General features: G+C 62.6%; 13 protein-coding genes. 9 read left to right on the top strand and 4 right to left on the bottom strand.

Annotated elements, in window-relative coordinates; genetic code table 11:
- Positions 1–10: 10 nt before the first annotated feature.
- Positions 11–1,588: a trimethylamine methyltransferase family protein gene (locus NKI41_RS04165; protein ID WP_352470303.1), complete on the bottom strand. Its 1,578-nt coding sequence runs from the start codon at positions 1,586–1,588 to the stop codon at positions 11–13.
- Positions 1,589–1,797: 209 nt separating this feature from the next.
- Between NKI41_RS04165 and NKI41_RS04160 the strand changes: the two genes are divergently transcribed.
- The 7 genes from NKI41_RS04160 to NKI41_RS04130 all read left to right on the top strand — a co-directional run bounded on the left by NKI41_RS04160 (position 1,798) and on the right by NKI41_RS04130 (position 8,804).
- Positions 1,798–2,958, top strand: a complete 1,161-nt coding sequence (locus NKI41_RS04160; RefSeq protein ID WP_352681593.1) for an MFS transporter — start codon at positions 1,798–1,800, stop codon at positions 2,956–2,958.
- A gap of 95 nt (positions 2,959–3,053) precedes the next feature.
- Positions 3,054–5,123, top strand: coding sequence for a prolyl oligopeptidase family serine peptidase (locus NKI41_RS04155; protein ID WP_352681591.1), 2,070 nt, complete (start codon positions 3,054–3,056; stop codon positions 5,121–5,123).
- A 254-nt stretch (positions 5,124–5,377) separates the two neighbouring features.
- Positions 5,378–6,757 carry an aspartate aminotransferase family protein gene (locus tag NKI41_RS04150; protein WP_352681589.1) on the top strand — a complete coding sequence of 460 codons (1,380 nt, stop codon included), beginning with the start codon at positions 5,378–5,380 and terminating at the stop codon, positions 6,755–6,757.
- 483 nt (positions 6,758–7,240) lie between these two features.
- Entirely contained in the window at positions 7,241–7,549 is a 309-nt protein-coding gene (locus NKI41_RS04145) for a DUF6422 family protein (RefSeq protein ID WP_352681587.1), read from the top strand.
- A gap of 19 nt (positions 7,550–7,568) precedes the next feature.
- On the top strand, positions 7,569–7,868 hold the full coding sequence (locus tag NKI41_RS04140) for a hypothetical protein (protein ID WP_352613982.1): 300 nt from the start codon (positions 7,569–7,571) through the stop codon (positions 7,866–7,868).
- A gap of 112 nt (positions 7,869–7,980) precedes the next feature.
- The gene (locus tag NKI41_RS04135) at positions 7,981–8,574 is read left to right on the top strand and encodes a methyltransferase domain-containing protein (protein ID WP_352681585.1); all 594 of its coding nucleotides are present in this window, start codon (positions 7,981–7,983) and stop codon (positions 8,572–8,574) included.
- Positions 8,571–8,804, top strand: a complete 234-nt coding sequence (locus NKI41_RS04130; RefSeq protein ID WP_352681583.1) for a hypothetical protein — start codon at positions 8,571–8,573, stop codon at positions 8,802–8,804. The genes NKI41_RS04135 and NKI41_RS04130 overlap by 4 nt, the downstream gene beginning before the upstream one ends.
- Before the next feature lie 406 nt (positions 8,805–9,210).
- Here the strand turns inward: NKI41_RS04130 and mmsB are convergent, their stop codons facing one another.
- The 3 genes from mmsB to NKI41_RS04115 form a co-directional block, all read right to left on the bottom strand.
- Positions 9,211–10,095 carry a 3-hydroxyisobutyrate dehydrogenase gene (mmsB, locus tag NKI41_RS04125; RefSeq protein WP_352681581.1) on the bottom strand — a complete coding sequence of 295 codons (885 nt, stop codon included), beginning with the start codon at positions 10,093–10,095 and terminating at the stop codon, positions 9,211–9,213.
- Positions 10,096–10,194: 99 nt separating this feature from the next.
- Positions 10,195–10,563 (bottom strand): four helix bundle protein, encoded by a 369-nt coding sequence (locus tag NKI41_RS04120; protein ID WP_023719958.1) that lies wholly within the window; start codon positions 10,561–10,563, stop codon positions 10,195–10,197.
- 37 nt (positions 10,564–10,600) lie between these two features.
- Complete coding sequence (locus tag NKI41_RS04115; RefSeq protein WP_352681579.1) at positions 10,601–11,767, bottom strand: isobutyryl-CoA dehydrogenase; 1,167 nt, start codon at positions 11,765–11,767, stop codon at positions 10,601–10,603.
- A 151-nt stretch (positions 11,768–11,918) separates the two neighbouring features.
- Between NKI41_RS04115 and NKI41_RS04110 the strand changes: the two genes are divergently transcribed.
- Together NKI41_RS04110 and NKI41_RS04105 are read left to right on the top strand one after the other, a co-directional pair.
- A complete protein-coding gene (locus NKI41_RS04110; protein WP_352681577.1) occupies positions 11,919–12,533 on the top strand; it encodes a dimethylsulfonioproprionate lyase family protein in 615 nt (204 codons plus the stop codon).
- A 1-nt stretch (position 12,534) separates the two neighbouring features.
- Positions 12,535–14,004, top strand: a complete 1,470-nt coding sequence (locus NKI41_RS04105) for a cobyric acid synthase (protein ID WP_352613988.1) — start codon at positions 12,535–12,537, stop codon at positions 14,002–14,004.
- Positions 14,005–14,410 lie beyond the last annotated feature (406 nt).

Raw genomic sequence — 14,410 nt, 5'->3', positions numbered from 1 at the left:
CATCAGATGATCAAAAATCGGTCGGCGCGCCGCCTTCGGCCCGGCGCTTGTCGACGAAGGCGTTGAGCTCCTCCCGGATTGCCGGATCCATGTAAGGCTCTTCATAGGAGGCCAGCCGTTCCTTCCAGACGCGATTGGCCTTTTCGAGCGCCGTCGGCGATCCGGCCTCCGCCCAACTCTCGAAATTGCGCCAGTCCGAGATAATAGGCGCATAGAACGCGGTCTTGTAGCGGTCCTGCGTGTGCTGGGTGCCGAAGAAATGGCCGCCGGGGCCGACGGACTGTATGGCGTCGAAACCGAGTGCTTCCTCGGAAAGATCGAGCGGCGTCAGGAACTCTGCGACCATCTGCAACAGGTCTATATCCAGGATGGTCTTCTCATAGGAGCAGCGCAGGCCGCCTTCGAGCCAGCCGGCGGCATGCATCATCAGGTTGCCGCCGCCCTGGATGGCGCCCCACAGCGAGAACACACTTTCATAGGCGGCCTGCGCGTCGACCGTGTTGGCTGCGCAGGTGTTGGAGGTGCGGTAGGGGATGTTGTAGCGGCGGGCGAGCTGCCCGCCGACAAGCTGCGCCTTCATATATTCCGGCGTGCCGAAGGCCGGCGCGCCGGACTTCATGTCCACATTCGAGGTGAAGCCGCCGTAGCCGACAGGCGCGCCCTTGCGCACCATCTGCGCGAAGGCGATGCCGGACAGCGCCTCGGCATTCTGTTGCACCAGCGCGCCGGCAATCGTCACCGGCGCCATAGCGCCGGACAGGGTGAACGGCGTCACGATGACCACCTGGCCCTTGCTCGACATCTGGATGATGCCTTCCATCATCGGCACGTCGAGCTTGAGCGGCGAATTGGTGTTGATGATGGTGAATACCGACGGCTCCGCAAGCAACTGCTCATGGCTGATGCCACGTGCGATCCTGGTGATCTCGATGCCGTCGACGTTGCGCTCCTTGCCGAGCGAATAGATGTGGAACATCTTGTCGGTCAGCGTGGCGAGGTCACGTATGCATTCAAGGTGGCGGACGGACGGATGGATGTCGATCGGCTCGACCGGATAGCCGCCCGTGCAGTTCAATATGTTGTGCATCTGCGCAAGCTTGAGGAAGTTGCGGTAGTCCTGCTGGTTGCCCGGCCGGCGGCCGCGGTCGACGTCGGAGCAATTGGGCGCCGACGCCATCATCGAGATGATCAGATTATCGCCGCCGAAGCGCACGTTGTGCGCCGGGTTGCGGGCGTGGATGGTGAATTCCGGCGGGCAGTGCGCAACCAGTTCCAGGATCATGTCACTGTCGAAGCGCACCCGCTCGCCGCCTTCGCGTACATCGGCGCCATGCGCCTTCATAATGCGCCGGGCTTCGTCATGCAGCACGTCGACGCCGATTTCCCGCAGCACGCGCAGAGAGGCGAGGTGGATAGATTCCAGCTCGTCGTCGGAAACCAGCCGGGTCGGCGCCAGCGGGTTCTTCAACTGCCGAAACGGCGGCTGCTCGAACGCCGCCGATCCGCCGGCACGCTTTCCCGCGCGGCCGCCGCGACGGGCGCGGTCGTTTGCCAATGCAGGTTCGGCGGGCTGAATGGCGGCGGTCATGATAGTCCTCGTACGCTGCGGCAATGCGGCGGCATAATGGACTGCCGGCCGGCCAGCCATTGCGGAGGCGGCGACCACTAGGACGAGGGAAGCGACATGCCTAAAGGGCAGCCGGAGGGATCGTCAGGCTCTTATTCTCTTCCGGCTGGCGCAAGCGGTTTTCGTTGCCGGTGCTTACCGCGATGAAAGCGAAACGCTAGTCCTGCATCATGGACCGGGCGGAACAGGACAGCGGCGAGACAGTGCAGTGGGCGGCGATCACCGGCGTGATCGCCACCGTCTCGGTGTTCGCCATCGCGCAAGGGCTGAGCTATCCGCTGTTGAGCTTCATCCTGCAGCGCCAGGGCGTCTCGCCGGCCATGATCGGCCTGTCGGCGGCAATGACGCCGATCGGCTTCATCGTCTCGTCGCCGCTGGTTCCGGCGCTGGCGGGGCGTTTCGGGGCAGGGCGCACCGCGCTTACTTGCGCGGCACTTTCCGCGCTGGTGCTGGCGCTGATCGGCTGGACGCAAAATGTCTATCTGTGGTTTCCTCTGCGCTTTTTGATCGGCGCCGTCACCAACCCGCTCTACGTGCTGAGCGAAGTCTGGGTGATCGCACTGGCGCCGCCGACACGCCGCGGCCGCGTCATGGGCATCTATTCGACCATCATTTCGGCGGGCTTTGCGGCGGGGCCGCTGTGCCTGCTTGCGGTCGGCACCGAGGGATGGCCGCCGTTCCTCGTCGGCATCGCCGCATTCCTGTTTTGCGGCGCCTGCCTCGCCTCGGTGCTGGCACGGCTGCCCAAGGTCGACGAGAGCGGGCACCGCGTTTCGGTGCTGGGGTTCGTGCCGCAGGCGTGGCTGCTGTTATCGGCGGTGATCGTGGCCGCCGGTTTCGAACAGGCGGTGCTCGCCTTGCTGCCGGTCTACGGAACACATTATGGCATCGCCGAAGCGCGCATGTCGGCGCTGCTGTCGGTGATGATCGCCGGCAACATCGCTATGCAGGTGCCGCTCGGCCTGCTGGCGGAACGACTGACGGCGCGGCTGGTGCGGTTCATCTGTGTTTCGATGACGGTGCTCGGATGCGTTCTGTTGCCGTTCCTCATCGAGACGCCGCTGATCTGGCCGTGCGTCTTCATCTGGGGCGCGGTTTCCTACGGCATTTACACGATGTCGATCATTGAACTCGGCGAGCGGTTCACCGGCTCGGCACTGGTCGCCGGCAACGCCGCCTTCTCGCTGATGTGGGGCGTCGGCGGCATCGCCGTGCCGCCGCTGGCGGGCAGCGCCATGGATGTTGTTGGCGCCGGCGGCCTGCCAATGACGCTCGGTGCCATTTGCCTGGCGCTGGCAGTTGTAACGGTCATTCGAAGACGGATGGTGTGAATGCCAGAAAGCCGCCGTTTCTGACGAATGACTTGAATATAAGCGGCCCCATGTCGATCTTGGCTATGCCGCCGCCCGACTCAACCGGAGACGTCATGACCAAATCGAATACCAAGGGCCAGCCGGGTTCGGCGGCCGAAGACCCGTTTCTCTGGCTTGAGGACAGGAGGGGCAAGCAGGCGCTCGACTGGGTGCATCACCAAAATGCAGTTACGGTCGGGGAGCTGCAGGGCGATCCGTCCTATCAGACGTCGTTCGAGACGGCGCTCGACCTGATGACAGCCGAGGATAACATCGCCGTTGGGGCCGCTATCAACGGCTATGTCTATAATTTCTGGCAGGACCGGACGAACGTACTCGGCCTTTGGCGGCGCACCACCGTCGCCTCCTACAAGACCGACAAGCCGGAATGGCAGACGATCATCGACTTCGACAGTCTGGCGGCGAAAGAGGGGGTGAAATGGGTGTTCAGCGGCGCCAGTCGGCTCTACCCCGACTTCAGCCGCTGCCTGCTCAACCTGTCGCCGGATGGCGGCGATGCCAGCGAGATGCGCGAATTCGATATCGAAAGCAGATCGTTCGTCGATGGCGGCTTTCGCGCTCCTGCCTCGAAGTCGAGCTTTAGCTGGCTGGACGAGGACACGGTTATCGTTTCCGCCGCCTTCGAGGAGGACGACAAGACCCAGTCCGGTTATCCGCGCGTGGTCAAGCTTTGGCGGCGCGGCACGCCACTGGAAGCGGCGATGCCGATCTTCGAGGCGCTGAAGCAGGATCTTGCCGCCGGCGGGTCCGTCGAATTCGACGGCGACAAGCGTCATGTCTTCCTCGCCCGGACCATCGACTTCTTCGCCTCGCACAGTTTCCTGCGGCTGCCTTCCGGCGAGAACAGGCGCATCCCGTTGCCGGACGACGTCACCGATACAGCGCTGTTCAAGGGCCAGCTCGTCTTCGGCGTGCGTACCCCGTGGACTGCGCCGGACGGCACGCTGTGTAAGCCCGACGGGCTCTATTCACTCGATTTCGAGCGCTGGATCGAAACCGGGATATTCGGATCCCTCGATACCGTGCTCGAGCCGGCGCACCGCGTCTCGATCGCCGGCATTGCCCGCACGCAGGACCGGCTGTTCATCAATTTGATGGACAATGTGCGCGGCAAGGTCGTCGCCGGCGAGCGCAGCGACAGCGGCTGGGAGTTCAAGCCCGTGGCGTTGCCCGAAAACGGCAATGTCGGCATCAGCCATGCCGAGCATTTCGGTTCCAGCGTCTCCTTTTCCTTCACCGATTTCCTGACGCCGAGCTCGATCATCTGGTCGGACGACAATGCTGCCACGCTGGCACCGGTGAAATCGCAGCCGGCGCGTTTCGACGCGTCGTCCCTGCTCTCCGAACAGTTCGAGGCGCGCTCGAAGGATGGCACGATGATCCCGTACTTCGTCGTCAGGAGGCGCGACTTGCATGGACCCTTGCCGACATTGCTTTACGGCTATGGCGGCTTCGAAGTGCCGCTGCTGCCCGGCTATGCCGGCGTGCGCGGCAGGCTGTGGCTGGAGAAGGGCAATGCCTATGTGCAGGCCAACATCCGCGGCGGCGGCGAGTTCGGCCCGAACTGGCACCAGGCAGCGCTCAAGGCCAATCGCCAGAATGCCTTCGACGATTTCGCTGCCGTCGCGCAAGATCTGATCAAACGCGCCATCGCTACGCCCGACACACTGGGCATCCAGGGCGGATCGAATGGTGGCTTGCTGACCGGCGTCTCGCTGACCCAGCACCCGGAATTGTTCGGTGCAGTGATCATCGACGTGCCGTTGCTCGACATGCTGCGTTACACCGAGCTGCCGCCCGGCGCGTCATGGATGGCCGAGTATGGCGATCCGGCGAAGCCGGAAGAGGCAGCCTGGCTCGCCGCCTATTCGCCCTACCAGCATGTAGACACGGATGCAGCCTATCCGCCGGTGTTGCTGACGACCTCGACCGCCGACGATCGCGTCCATCCCGGCCATGCCCGCAAGATGGCGGCACGGCTGCAGGCGGCCGGCCACGGCAAGACGCTGTTCTTCGAGGAGACCGAAGGCGGCCATGGTGGACGCGGCGACCGGCGGCCGCAGGCCGCACAGGCGGCGATGAAGTACGTCTTCCTGCAGCGGGCCCTGACTGGCACCAATTGACTGGCACCAATTGACCGGCGTCGCTTGACCGGCACGGCTTGAACTGAGGGCTCGAGGCAGCCTAAGGTACATGCATGGCTCGGCTGGCGAAATCGGGTTGCGCATTTGGGGTGGCGGTGACGCCGTCGTCGCGCACGCTACGCGCCGAGCTGTTGCGGCTGTGCGCTCGCATCGGCTATTCGCCGCCCGCTGTCCTCTGACGAATCCGCCCCGGCGCGAAAGCTGCCGGATTGGTTCAAGAGGAAAGACCAGACATGACCTACCAGAATTATTCGCTGAAGCAGCTTCAGCAGATCGATGCCGCGCATCACCTTCATCCGTTCACCGACCACAAAGAGATGCGCGAGACCGGCTCGCGCATCATCACCCACGCCAACGGGCCGTTCATCTATGATGCCGAAGGGACGGAAATCCTTGACGGCATGGCTGGGCTGTGGTGCGTCAATGTCGGCTATGGCCGCGACGAGCTCGCCGACGCCGCCTACGCCCAGATGAAGGAATTGCCCTACTACAACTCTTTCTTCAAATGCTCGACGCCGACGCCGGTTCTGCTGTCGAAAAAGCTGGCGGAGATCGCGCCAAGGCACATCAACCAGGTGTTTTACGGCTCGTCCGGTTCGGAGGCCAATGACACGGCGCTGCGCCTGGTCCGTCACTATTGGGTGCTGGAAGGCAGGCCCGAGAAGAACCGCATCATCTCACGCAAGATGGGCTACCACGGCTCGACCATCGCCGGCGCCTCGCTCGGCGGCATGGATTTGATGCACAAGCAGCTCGGCGGCGCCGTGCCCAACATCGTCCATGTGATGATGCCCTATGCCTATGAGCTCGCACTGCCCGGCGAAAGCGACCATGATTTCGGCCTGCGCGCGGCAAAAGCGGTCGAGGACGCGATCCTCGAAGCCGGCGCCGACAAGGTGGCCGCCTTCATCGGCGAGCCGGTGATGGGGGCAGGCGGGGTGAAGATCCCGCCGATGAGCTATTGGCCGGAGGTGCAGCGCATCTGCCGCAAATACGATGTCCTGCTGATGCTGGACGAGGTCATCACCGGATATGGCCGCACAGGCGAGTGGTTCGCCGCACAAGCCTTCGACGTCGAGCCCGACACCATCACCACGGCCAAGGCGCTGACCTCCGGCTATCAGCCGCTGTCGGCGCTGCTGGTCGGCGACCGCATCGCGGCGACGCTGGTCGAAAAGGGCGGCGAATTCTATCACGGCTACACCTATGCCGGGCATCCGGTGGCCTGCGCGGTGGCGCTGAAGAACCTCGAGATCATCGAGCGCGAAGGCCTGGTCGATCGCGTCAGGAACGACACCGGGCCTTACTTCGCCAGGGCGCTGCAGGAACGTCTCGGTGGGCACGATCTGGTCGGCGAGGTGCGCTCGTTCGGGCTGATGGGGGCGATCGAGATCGTCAAGGACAAGGCAACCAAGGAGCGTTTCCTGCCCGCCGGCAGCGCGGCGGTGATGGTTCGCGACCACGCGATTGTCCAGGGCATGATGCTGCGCGCTACCGGCGACACGATGATCCTGTCGCCGCCGCTGATCTGGACCCGCGAGACGATCGACATGGCCTGCGACCGCATCGCCACGGCGCTCGATCTGGCGCAAGCGGATTTGCGCAAGGGGTAAGGTAGAACCATCGCCGGGCGACCTGCAGTCGGACGCTCGGCGATCGCTGCGTCGATCGCCGAGCAGATGGTCGAGGACGTGGACAAAGTCAGTTCGAATTCGGCTGCGGGTGGAAACGCGCCCCATCCAGGCACTGCCGACTATTCAGCTTTGGCGCGCCAAGCCTACCTCACTCCCGCCTGGCAAAACTCGTCCATGCCGAGCGCGGCAAGCGTGCGAACGGCGCCCGTCTTGTCACCTGCCGCCGATCAGCGTGACGTCCGTAAGCCATCCGTAAGTCCGGTCCTGTCAACTTCGCCTGATCGAATTCAGCAAGGGATCATTCGTTCAAGGAGACCAAAATGGGCGACTAGCTGTCCTTAGCGCCACGTCGCAACGAATTGCGCCACGTTGAAGTGCGAACAAGTCGAGCGGTGTGCAAATTGAAGCATGCTTGCTTCCCAATTGAGGCATTTGGCGAATCCAAATCTGAGGGAGTGACACATGTTTAAATATCCGTCTCGGGAGGGTCTCACGCGCGAACAATCGGAAGCCCTGGAAAAGGCCGCGTTCTTGATCATCAGCGCGCGGAAAGAAGCCGCGGCGCTACTGGCGCGGGCGGGAGTAACTTTACCTGATGATGGGTTTGGGTTCGGGAACCCTTGCAACGCGCACATAGAGGCGCACGGCAACTGCCCGTGCAACGATTACACGGGCGATGGTGGGCCATGTTTGACGCAGACTACCCTCGATACGGCCTTCCCCCCGTCCCGGAGTTGCGGCCATCCACCATCAAAACATCTCTCCACATAAGGCGTATTGGAGACAGTTGATGCGCACCATTTCTTTGATCCTAGCCTTGGTTATGCAATCGGTCATCACTGTATCTCTTGCGCAGGACGCCAAAACACCTTTCAAAAGGCCGGTTCCAGAAGAGCACAAGGGCTTCGTGGCGGAAATTGAGGGTGTTTTCAGGAAATATCCAAAGGCGATCGCTCGCTACAAACTCGTGGATATCGGCCTCGTAAATATTGGCGAGATGCCGCGCGTGGAGTGCACAGTAGAATGCGAGTTTGATTCTACTTGGGGCGGATGGTGCAAAGACCGTTGTGATACGGAACGCGAAGAATAGCACCCTGCCGGTTTCCATTGCCCGGTTGCTAGTCGACAGACACGCGCTTTATGATGGCTGCTGAAGCGCCGATCGGGCCCGTTGCCCGAGATCGTTGTGCGGGAGGGACACTATGGCCCAGCAGGAGCAGTGGCAGCTGGAAGGCAGCGCCGCGGACCTCTACGAGCGCTACCTGGTCCCGGCAATCACAGCCCTGTGGGCTGCGGACCTGATGGATCGTGCTGCGCCTCAATCTGGTGAGCGGATTTTGGACGTAGCTTGCGGCACCGGCGTGGTGGCACGCTCGGCGGCCGAGCGTATGGGAAGTGGGCAGGTCGTCGGCCTCGACATCAATACGGGCATGCTCGCCGTTGCTCGGTCGCTCCCGAGAGGCGCTGGAGCGCGTATCGACTGGCATGAGGGAAGCGCGCTCGAAATGCCGTTCCCTGACTCCGCCTTCGATCTGGTTCTTTGCCAGCTCGGACTGCAGTTTTTTCCGGATCGATCTAGTGCGCTCCGTGAGATGTTCCGGGTTCTGGTGCCTGACGGCCGACTGGCTTTAAACGTTTTCAGCGCTATTGAGCACACTCCTGCGGCGAAGGCGCTGGCGGATGCCTTGGATCGACACCTCGGTCCAGGCGCTTCGGCAACGAAAGGTCTGAGCATTCACTCGCCGATGCGGACGAGCTTTACCGATTGGTGGCCGAGGCGGGATTTCGTCAGGTGACCATCCACACGACGACACAAAACATCCGATTTCCCTCGTCTAGGGAATATGTGCGGCTACAGCTGGCAGCGACTCCGCAGGCCGGGCTGGTCAGCAGAATTGATGCCGGGCATCGGGAAGCAGTCATCGCAGCGATCACCGGTGATCTAAATTTTTCGCTGGCAATCTATTCAACTGAAGGGGAGCTGATGTTCCCCCAAGAGGCCCACGTCGTGCTCGCACGCAAGTAGCGTAGCTGATCGATGAGCCATGGCACCGACGCGCTGGGGGATTGGGGCGCGACCACCTGTGGGTCGACGTAGCTCAGGACAGCAGCCACGACGCCGACGATCATCTGGAGACGCGCCAGGGCGATCGCCTCATTGTCCTTGAAGAATGCGAAACGCAAAAACCGCGCTCCATCGGAACGCGGCTTTGCCAGATACGCATGGCGCTTCGCCAACAATACACTTGCGAAACTTACGGCGAAACTTACGGGCTCCGGTACGCGAGACCTGATCCGGAGCGCCGGGCGGATGTCCGCCTCGCAATCCGTTTTAAACGCATATCGTTACTGCAGGGTTAGCAAGAGCTTAAGCAAACCTAAATTTGCCGGCTTTCCGCATTGGGCAGATCGAAAACCTGTGAACTTGGAGCTTACGCCGGGTCACCACGGAGGAAATTAATGATGCCGGAAAAATCCGCGCCGGCATTCCCTTGTGCGTTGAACAGCGCATAAAGCTGGGCTGCCTCGGCGCCGAGCGGCGTTGCTGCACCGACGCTCTGTGCGGCCTCCTGCGACAGTTTCAGGTCCTTCAGCATCAGTGCCGCCGCGAAGCCAGGCTTATAGCCATTGTTGGCGGGCGATGTCGGCACCGGGCCGGGCACCGGGCAATAGGTGGTCAGCGACCAGCACTGGCCGGACGACGTCGAGGCGACGTCGAACAGCGCCTGGTGCGACAGGCCGAGCTTTTCCGCCAGCACGAAGGCCTCGGCAACGCCGATCATCGAAATGCCCAAAATCATATTGTTGCAGATCTTCGCCGCCTGTCCGGCGCCGTCGTCGCCGCAATGAACGATGCGGCCGGCCATCGGCTTGAGGATTGGTTCGGCCTTGGCGAAGGCATCCTTCGAACCGCCGGCCATGAAGGTCAGCGTGCCGGCCGCCGCACCGCCCGTGCCGCCGGAGACCGGCGCGTCGATCGACAGCAACCCGTGCTTGGCGGCGATGGCATGGGCCTTTCGAGCCGACTCGACATCGATGGTCGAGGAATCGATGAACAGCGCGCCTTTTTTTGCCTTGGACGCTATGTCTGCGTAAACCGACAGAACATGCTTGCCGGCTGGCAGCATGGTGATGACCGCATCGGCGTCTTTCACCGCCGCAACGGCATTGGCCATGACGATGACGCCGTGCTCCCTGGCAATGACGAGGTTCTCCGGCACCAGGTCGAAGCCGTGCACGGCATATCCGGCCTTGACCAGGTTGGCGGCCATCGGATTGCCCATATTGCCGAGGCCGATGAAGGCGATGGTGGTCATAATGGCGCTCCGTGGTTTGGGTAGGCAGTAGGCAGTAGGCAGTAGGCAGTAAGCAGTAAGCAGTAAGCAGTAAGCAGTAAGCAGCAAGCAGTAAGCGACCTATTCGGGCGCAAGTTTGCTAATAAGTTGGCGAAGCATTTTCCCGATGCCCTCGGTCGCTAAAAGCACGTGATAAGCTTGATCATGCGTAGCAAGGCCAATGCGTTCAGCGATCTGGAGGTGTGTCTCGAACTCCTTCAGCGATCCCTGGGCAATCCTGAGAAATTGCTGATAGGAGCCTCTGTTGTCTCGACCGTAACCTTCCGCGATGTTTGCAGGAATAGAGGTTGCTGAGCGGCGGATTTGGCTGGTCAACCCATACAATTCCTCTTTTGGCCATGCCTTGGTCAGGGAGTAGGTGGTGACGGCCAGATCCATCGCCTGCTGCCATACGATAAGATCCTTGTACGAATTGATCTTGCCGGTCATCTTTCTGCCTACTGCCTACTGCCTACTGCCTACTGCCTTACCGTCCGATCAGCGCGCGTGCGATGATGACGCGCATGATCTCGTTGGTGCCTTCGAGGATCTGGTGGACGCGCAGGTCGCGCACCAGCTTCTCGATGCCGTAATCATGCAGATAGCCGTAGCCGCCATGCAGCTGCAGGGCGTCATTGGCGATATTGAAGCCGGTGTCGGTGACGAAGCGCTTGGCCATTGCCGACCATTTCGAGGCATCCGGCGCGTTGCGGTCGAGCTTCGAGGCGGCGGTGTAGAGGAAGACGCGCGCTGCCTGCAATTCGGTCTCCATGTCGGCAAGCTTGAACTGCAGCGCCTGGAACTGGTTGATCTTCGACCCGAAAGCCTTGCGCTCGGCGGTGTAGGCGAGCGCCTTGTCGAACGCCGATTGCGCGCCGCCGAGCGAACAGGCGGCGATGTTCAACCGGCCGCCGTCGAGCCCGGCCATGGCGATGCCGAAGCCGGCGCCCTCGACCGACAGCAGGTTTTCGACCGGCACCTTGCAGTCCTCGAAGACGACCTGGCGGGTCGACTGCATGTGCCAGCCCATCTTGCGCTCGTTGGCGCCGAAGGAAAGGCCGGGCGCATCGTTCGGCACGACGAAGGTGGAAATGCCTTTCGGCCCGTCGGCGCCGGTGCGCGCCATGACGACATAGAGGTCGCTGTCGCCGGCACCGGAGATAAACTGCTTGGCGCCGTTCAGCACATAATCGCCGCCGCTTTTGACCGCGCGCGTCTTCAGCGCCGCCGCATCCGAGCCCGAGCCGGGCTCGGTCAGGCAATAGCTCGCCAGCCATTCCATCGAGGTCAGCTTCGGCAGGAAGCGCCGGCGCTGCTCGTCGCTGCCGAAGCGGTCGATCATCGATGCCGCCATGTTGTGGATCGAGATGAAGGCGGAAAACGCCGGATCGGCCCGCGAAAGCGCCTCGAAGATCAGCACGGCGTCGAGCCCGCCGAGCCCCGAGCCGCCGACGTCGTCGCGGACATAGATGCCGCCAAGGCCGAGCGGACCTGTCTCGCGGATCACATCGGCGGGGAAATACTTGTTGCGATCCCAGTCGAGTGCGTTCGGCGCCACACGGTCGGCGGCGAAGGCTTGCGCCATCTCCTGGATGGCGCGCTGGTCTTCGTTGAGTTCGAACTGGCTGGTGCCCGCATCGACAGCGGCGTCCATGGCGTGCTCCCTGATGTTTCCGGCCTGCTGGCCTGTCGTTTTTGGCTTTGCGCGCAGTCCAATCTAGACCAATGATGCCGCCGCGCAACCCGACCGTCTCTATCCAACCATCTGGGCAGCCGCTGTGCGCGAATGCGCTTTGGAGCAAAGTGTGACGACAACTTTCGACGAACTGCTTGGATGCTTCCATGCCTATCTCCAGACGTTCGACGATGCGCTCGTGCAGGACGCTGTGGCGCGGATCGGCTGGGACATGCCGGGCCGGCCGCTCGAACCGCATGCACTGCCTTGTCTCGTCCAGCTCGACCGGATCGTCGAACTCGCTCCCGCTGCGGCCAAGTCGCTGGCGCGGCTGGTTGCGGAGCGTCGCGGCTATCTGCACTGGGGCCAGACCTATGGCGAGGCGGATTTCGGCACGGTTTTCATCGACAATTACGGCTGGCTGGAGGTGTTCGGCACACGCGGCCATTTCGTCAATGACGAGGTCGCGGGCGGCCTGCTGATCCTTGGGCCCGACATTGTCTACCCCGATCACCACCATGTCGCGGAGGAGATCTACATCCCGCTGACCGGCGGCACCGAATGGCGCATGGGCGACGGCGGTTTTCGCCTTCGAGCGGCGGGCGAAGTGATCCACCATGCCTCTGACATCAACCACGCCATGCGCACCGGCAAGGAGCCGCTGCTGGCGCTCTATCTCTGGCGTGGCGGGCCACTGGCGGCCAAGTCGACGATCACCGCAACCGTTGCGCAGGGCAGGGACTGATATGGCCAAGGCGATCATGCTGCAGGGCACGGGTTCGGATGTCGGCAAGACGGTGCTCGTCGCCGGTCTGTGCCGCGCGGCGAAGAAGCGCGGCTTGAAAGTGCGGCCGTTCAAGCCGCAGAACATGTCGAACAACGCCGCTGTCGCCGATATTCCAGGCGATTCAGGCGGCGGCGAGATCGGCCGCGCCCAATGGCTGCAGGCGATCGCCTGCGGCGCAGCGCCGACCGTCCACATGAACCCGGTGCTGCTCAAGCCGCAGACCGATGTCGGCGCTCAAGTCGTCGTGCAGGGCAAGGTGTTCGGCGAGGCGCGGGCGCGCGACTACCAGGCGCTGAAGGGCCGGCTGATGGATGCGGTGCTGGACTCCTGGGCAAAGGTCGGCGAGGGCGCCGATCTGGTCATTGTCGAGGGCGCCGGGTCGCCGGCCGAGATCAATCTCAGGAGCCGCGACATTGCCAATATGGGCTTTGCGACGCGCGCCGGCGTGCCGGTGATCCTGGTCGGCGATATCGATCGCGGCGGCGTTATCGCCTCGGTCGCCGGCACCCATCTGATCCTGCCGGAGGAGGACCGGCGCATGATCGTCGGCTACCTCATCAACAAGTTCCGCGGCGATGTCTCGCTGTTCGAAGACGGCATCGAGGCGATCGAAAAATTCACCGGCTGGCGCTGTTTTGGCGTCGTGCCGTGGCTGAAGGCGGCGGCGCGGCTGCCATCGGAAGATTCCGTCGTGCTCGAGCGACTGGCGTCCGGCGAGAAGCGAGCGCTGAAGATCGCCGTGCCGGTGCTCTCGCGCATCGCCAATTTCGACGATCTCGACCCGCTCAAGGCCGAACCGCAGGTTGAGGTGGTGTTCGTGCCGCCTGGTGAGCGCTTGCCCGAAGATGCGGGTCTGGTGGTCATTCCCGGCTCGAAGTCGACGATCGGCGATCTCCTGAAATTTCGCGAGAACGGCTGGGACCGCGACCTTGCCGCGCATAGGAAACGCGGTGGTCATATCGTCGGCATTTGCGGCGGCTTCCAGATGCTTGGTCATATCGTGCGCGATCCCGACGGCATCGAGGGCAGCGTTACAGAAACGCAAGGGCTTGGCCTGCTCGACGTCGAAACGGTGATGGAGCCGGAAAAGACGGTGCGCAATGTCAGCGCGCGCTCGGTGCAATTCGATCTGCCGCTCGAGGGCTACGAGATCCATCTCGGCCGCACCACCGGTCCGGACACGCTGCGGCCGTCCGCCGTTATCAACGGCATCGATGACGGCGCTATCTCGGCCGACGGCAAGGTGCTGGGCACCTATATGCACGGGCTGTTTTCCGCCGACGCCTTCCGGGCGAAATTCCTCGAAAGCCTCGGCGTCAAGGGCGGCGGCATCGACTACCGCGCCGAGGTCGAACGGGCACTGGACGAGATCGCAGCCGAACTGGAAACCCACCTCGACTGCGACACGATTTTTGGGCTGGCGCGTTAGATACTTTGCGCGGAAGTTTTGCACGGGTCGTTGGCTTCGACGGATCACATGCCTTGGCGATTAGCGGAAACGTCCATCGCTTCGTCATCCTGGGGCGGAGCAAGGAGCGAAGCGACGCGGCGCAGATCCCAGGATCCATGCCGCTACATCAGAGCGCTGCAGCGGTGCAGCATCCTGCTCCGCTGCACCCTTCGGCTAAGGTCACGGCATGATGGGGTGGACGGCGCCCGACGGCATCGGATGTGCCAGAATGAGTTCGTTGAGATCTCAAACAAGGGAGCCGTCCGTGGAACACCTTATCCGTATTGGCATGGATACGTCATCCGTATTGGCATGGATACGTCCAAGAGTGTTTTTCAGCTGCATGGTGTCGACGCTGCGGAGCGTTCGGTGCTGGTGCGTAAAT

Source organism: Mesorhizobium sp. M0601, from assembly GCF_040320845.1.
Taxonomy (GTDB): Bacteria; Pseudomonadota; Alphaproteobacteria; order Rhizobiales; family Rhizobiaceae; genus Mesorhizobium.
This window is presented reverse-complemented; position numbering and strand designations above follow the sequence as displayed.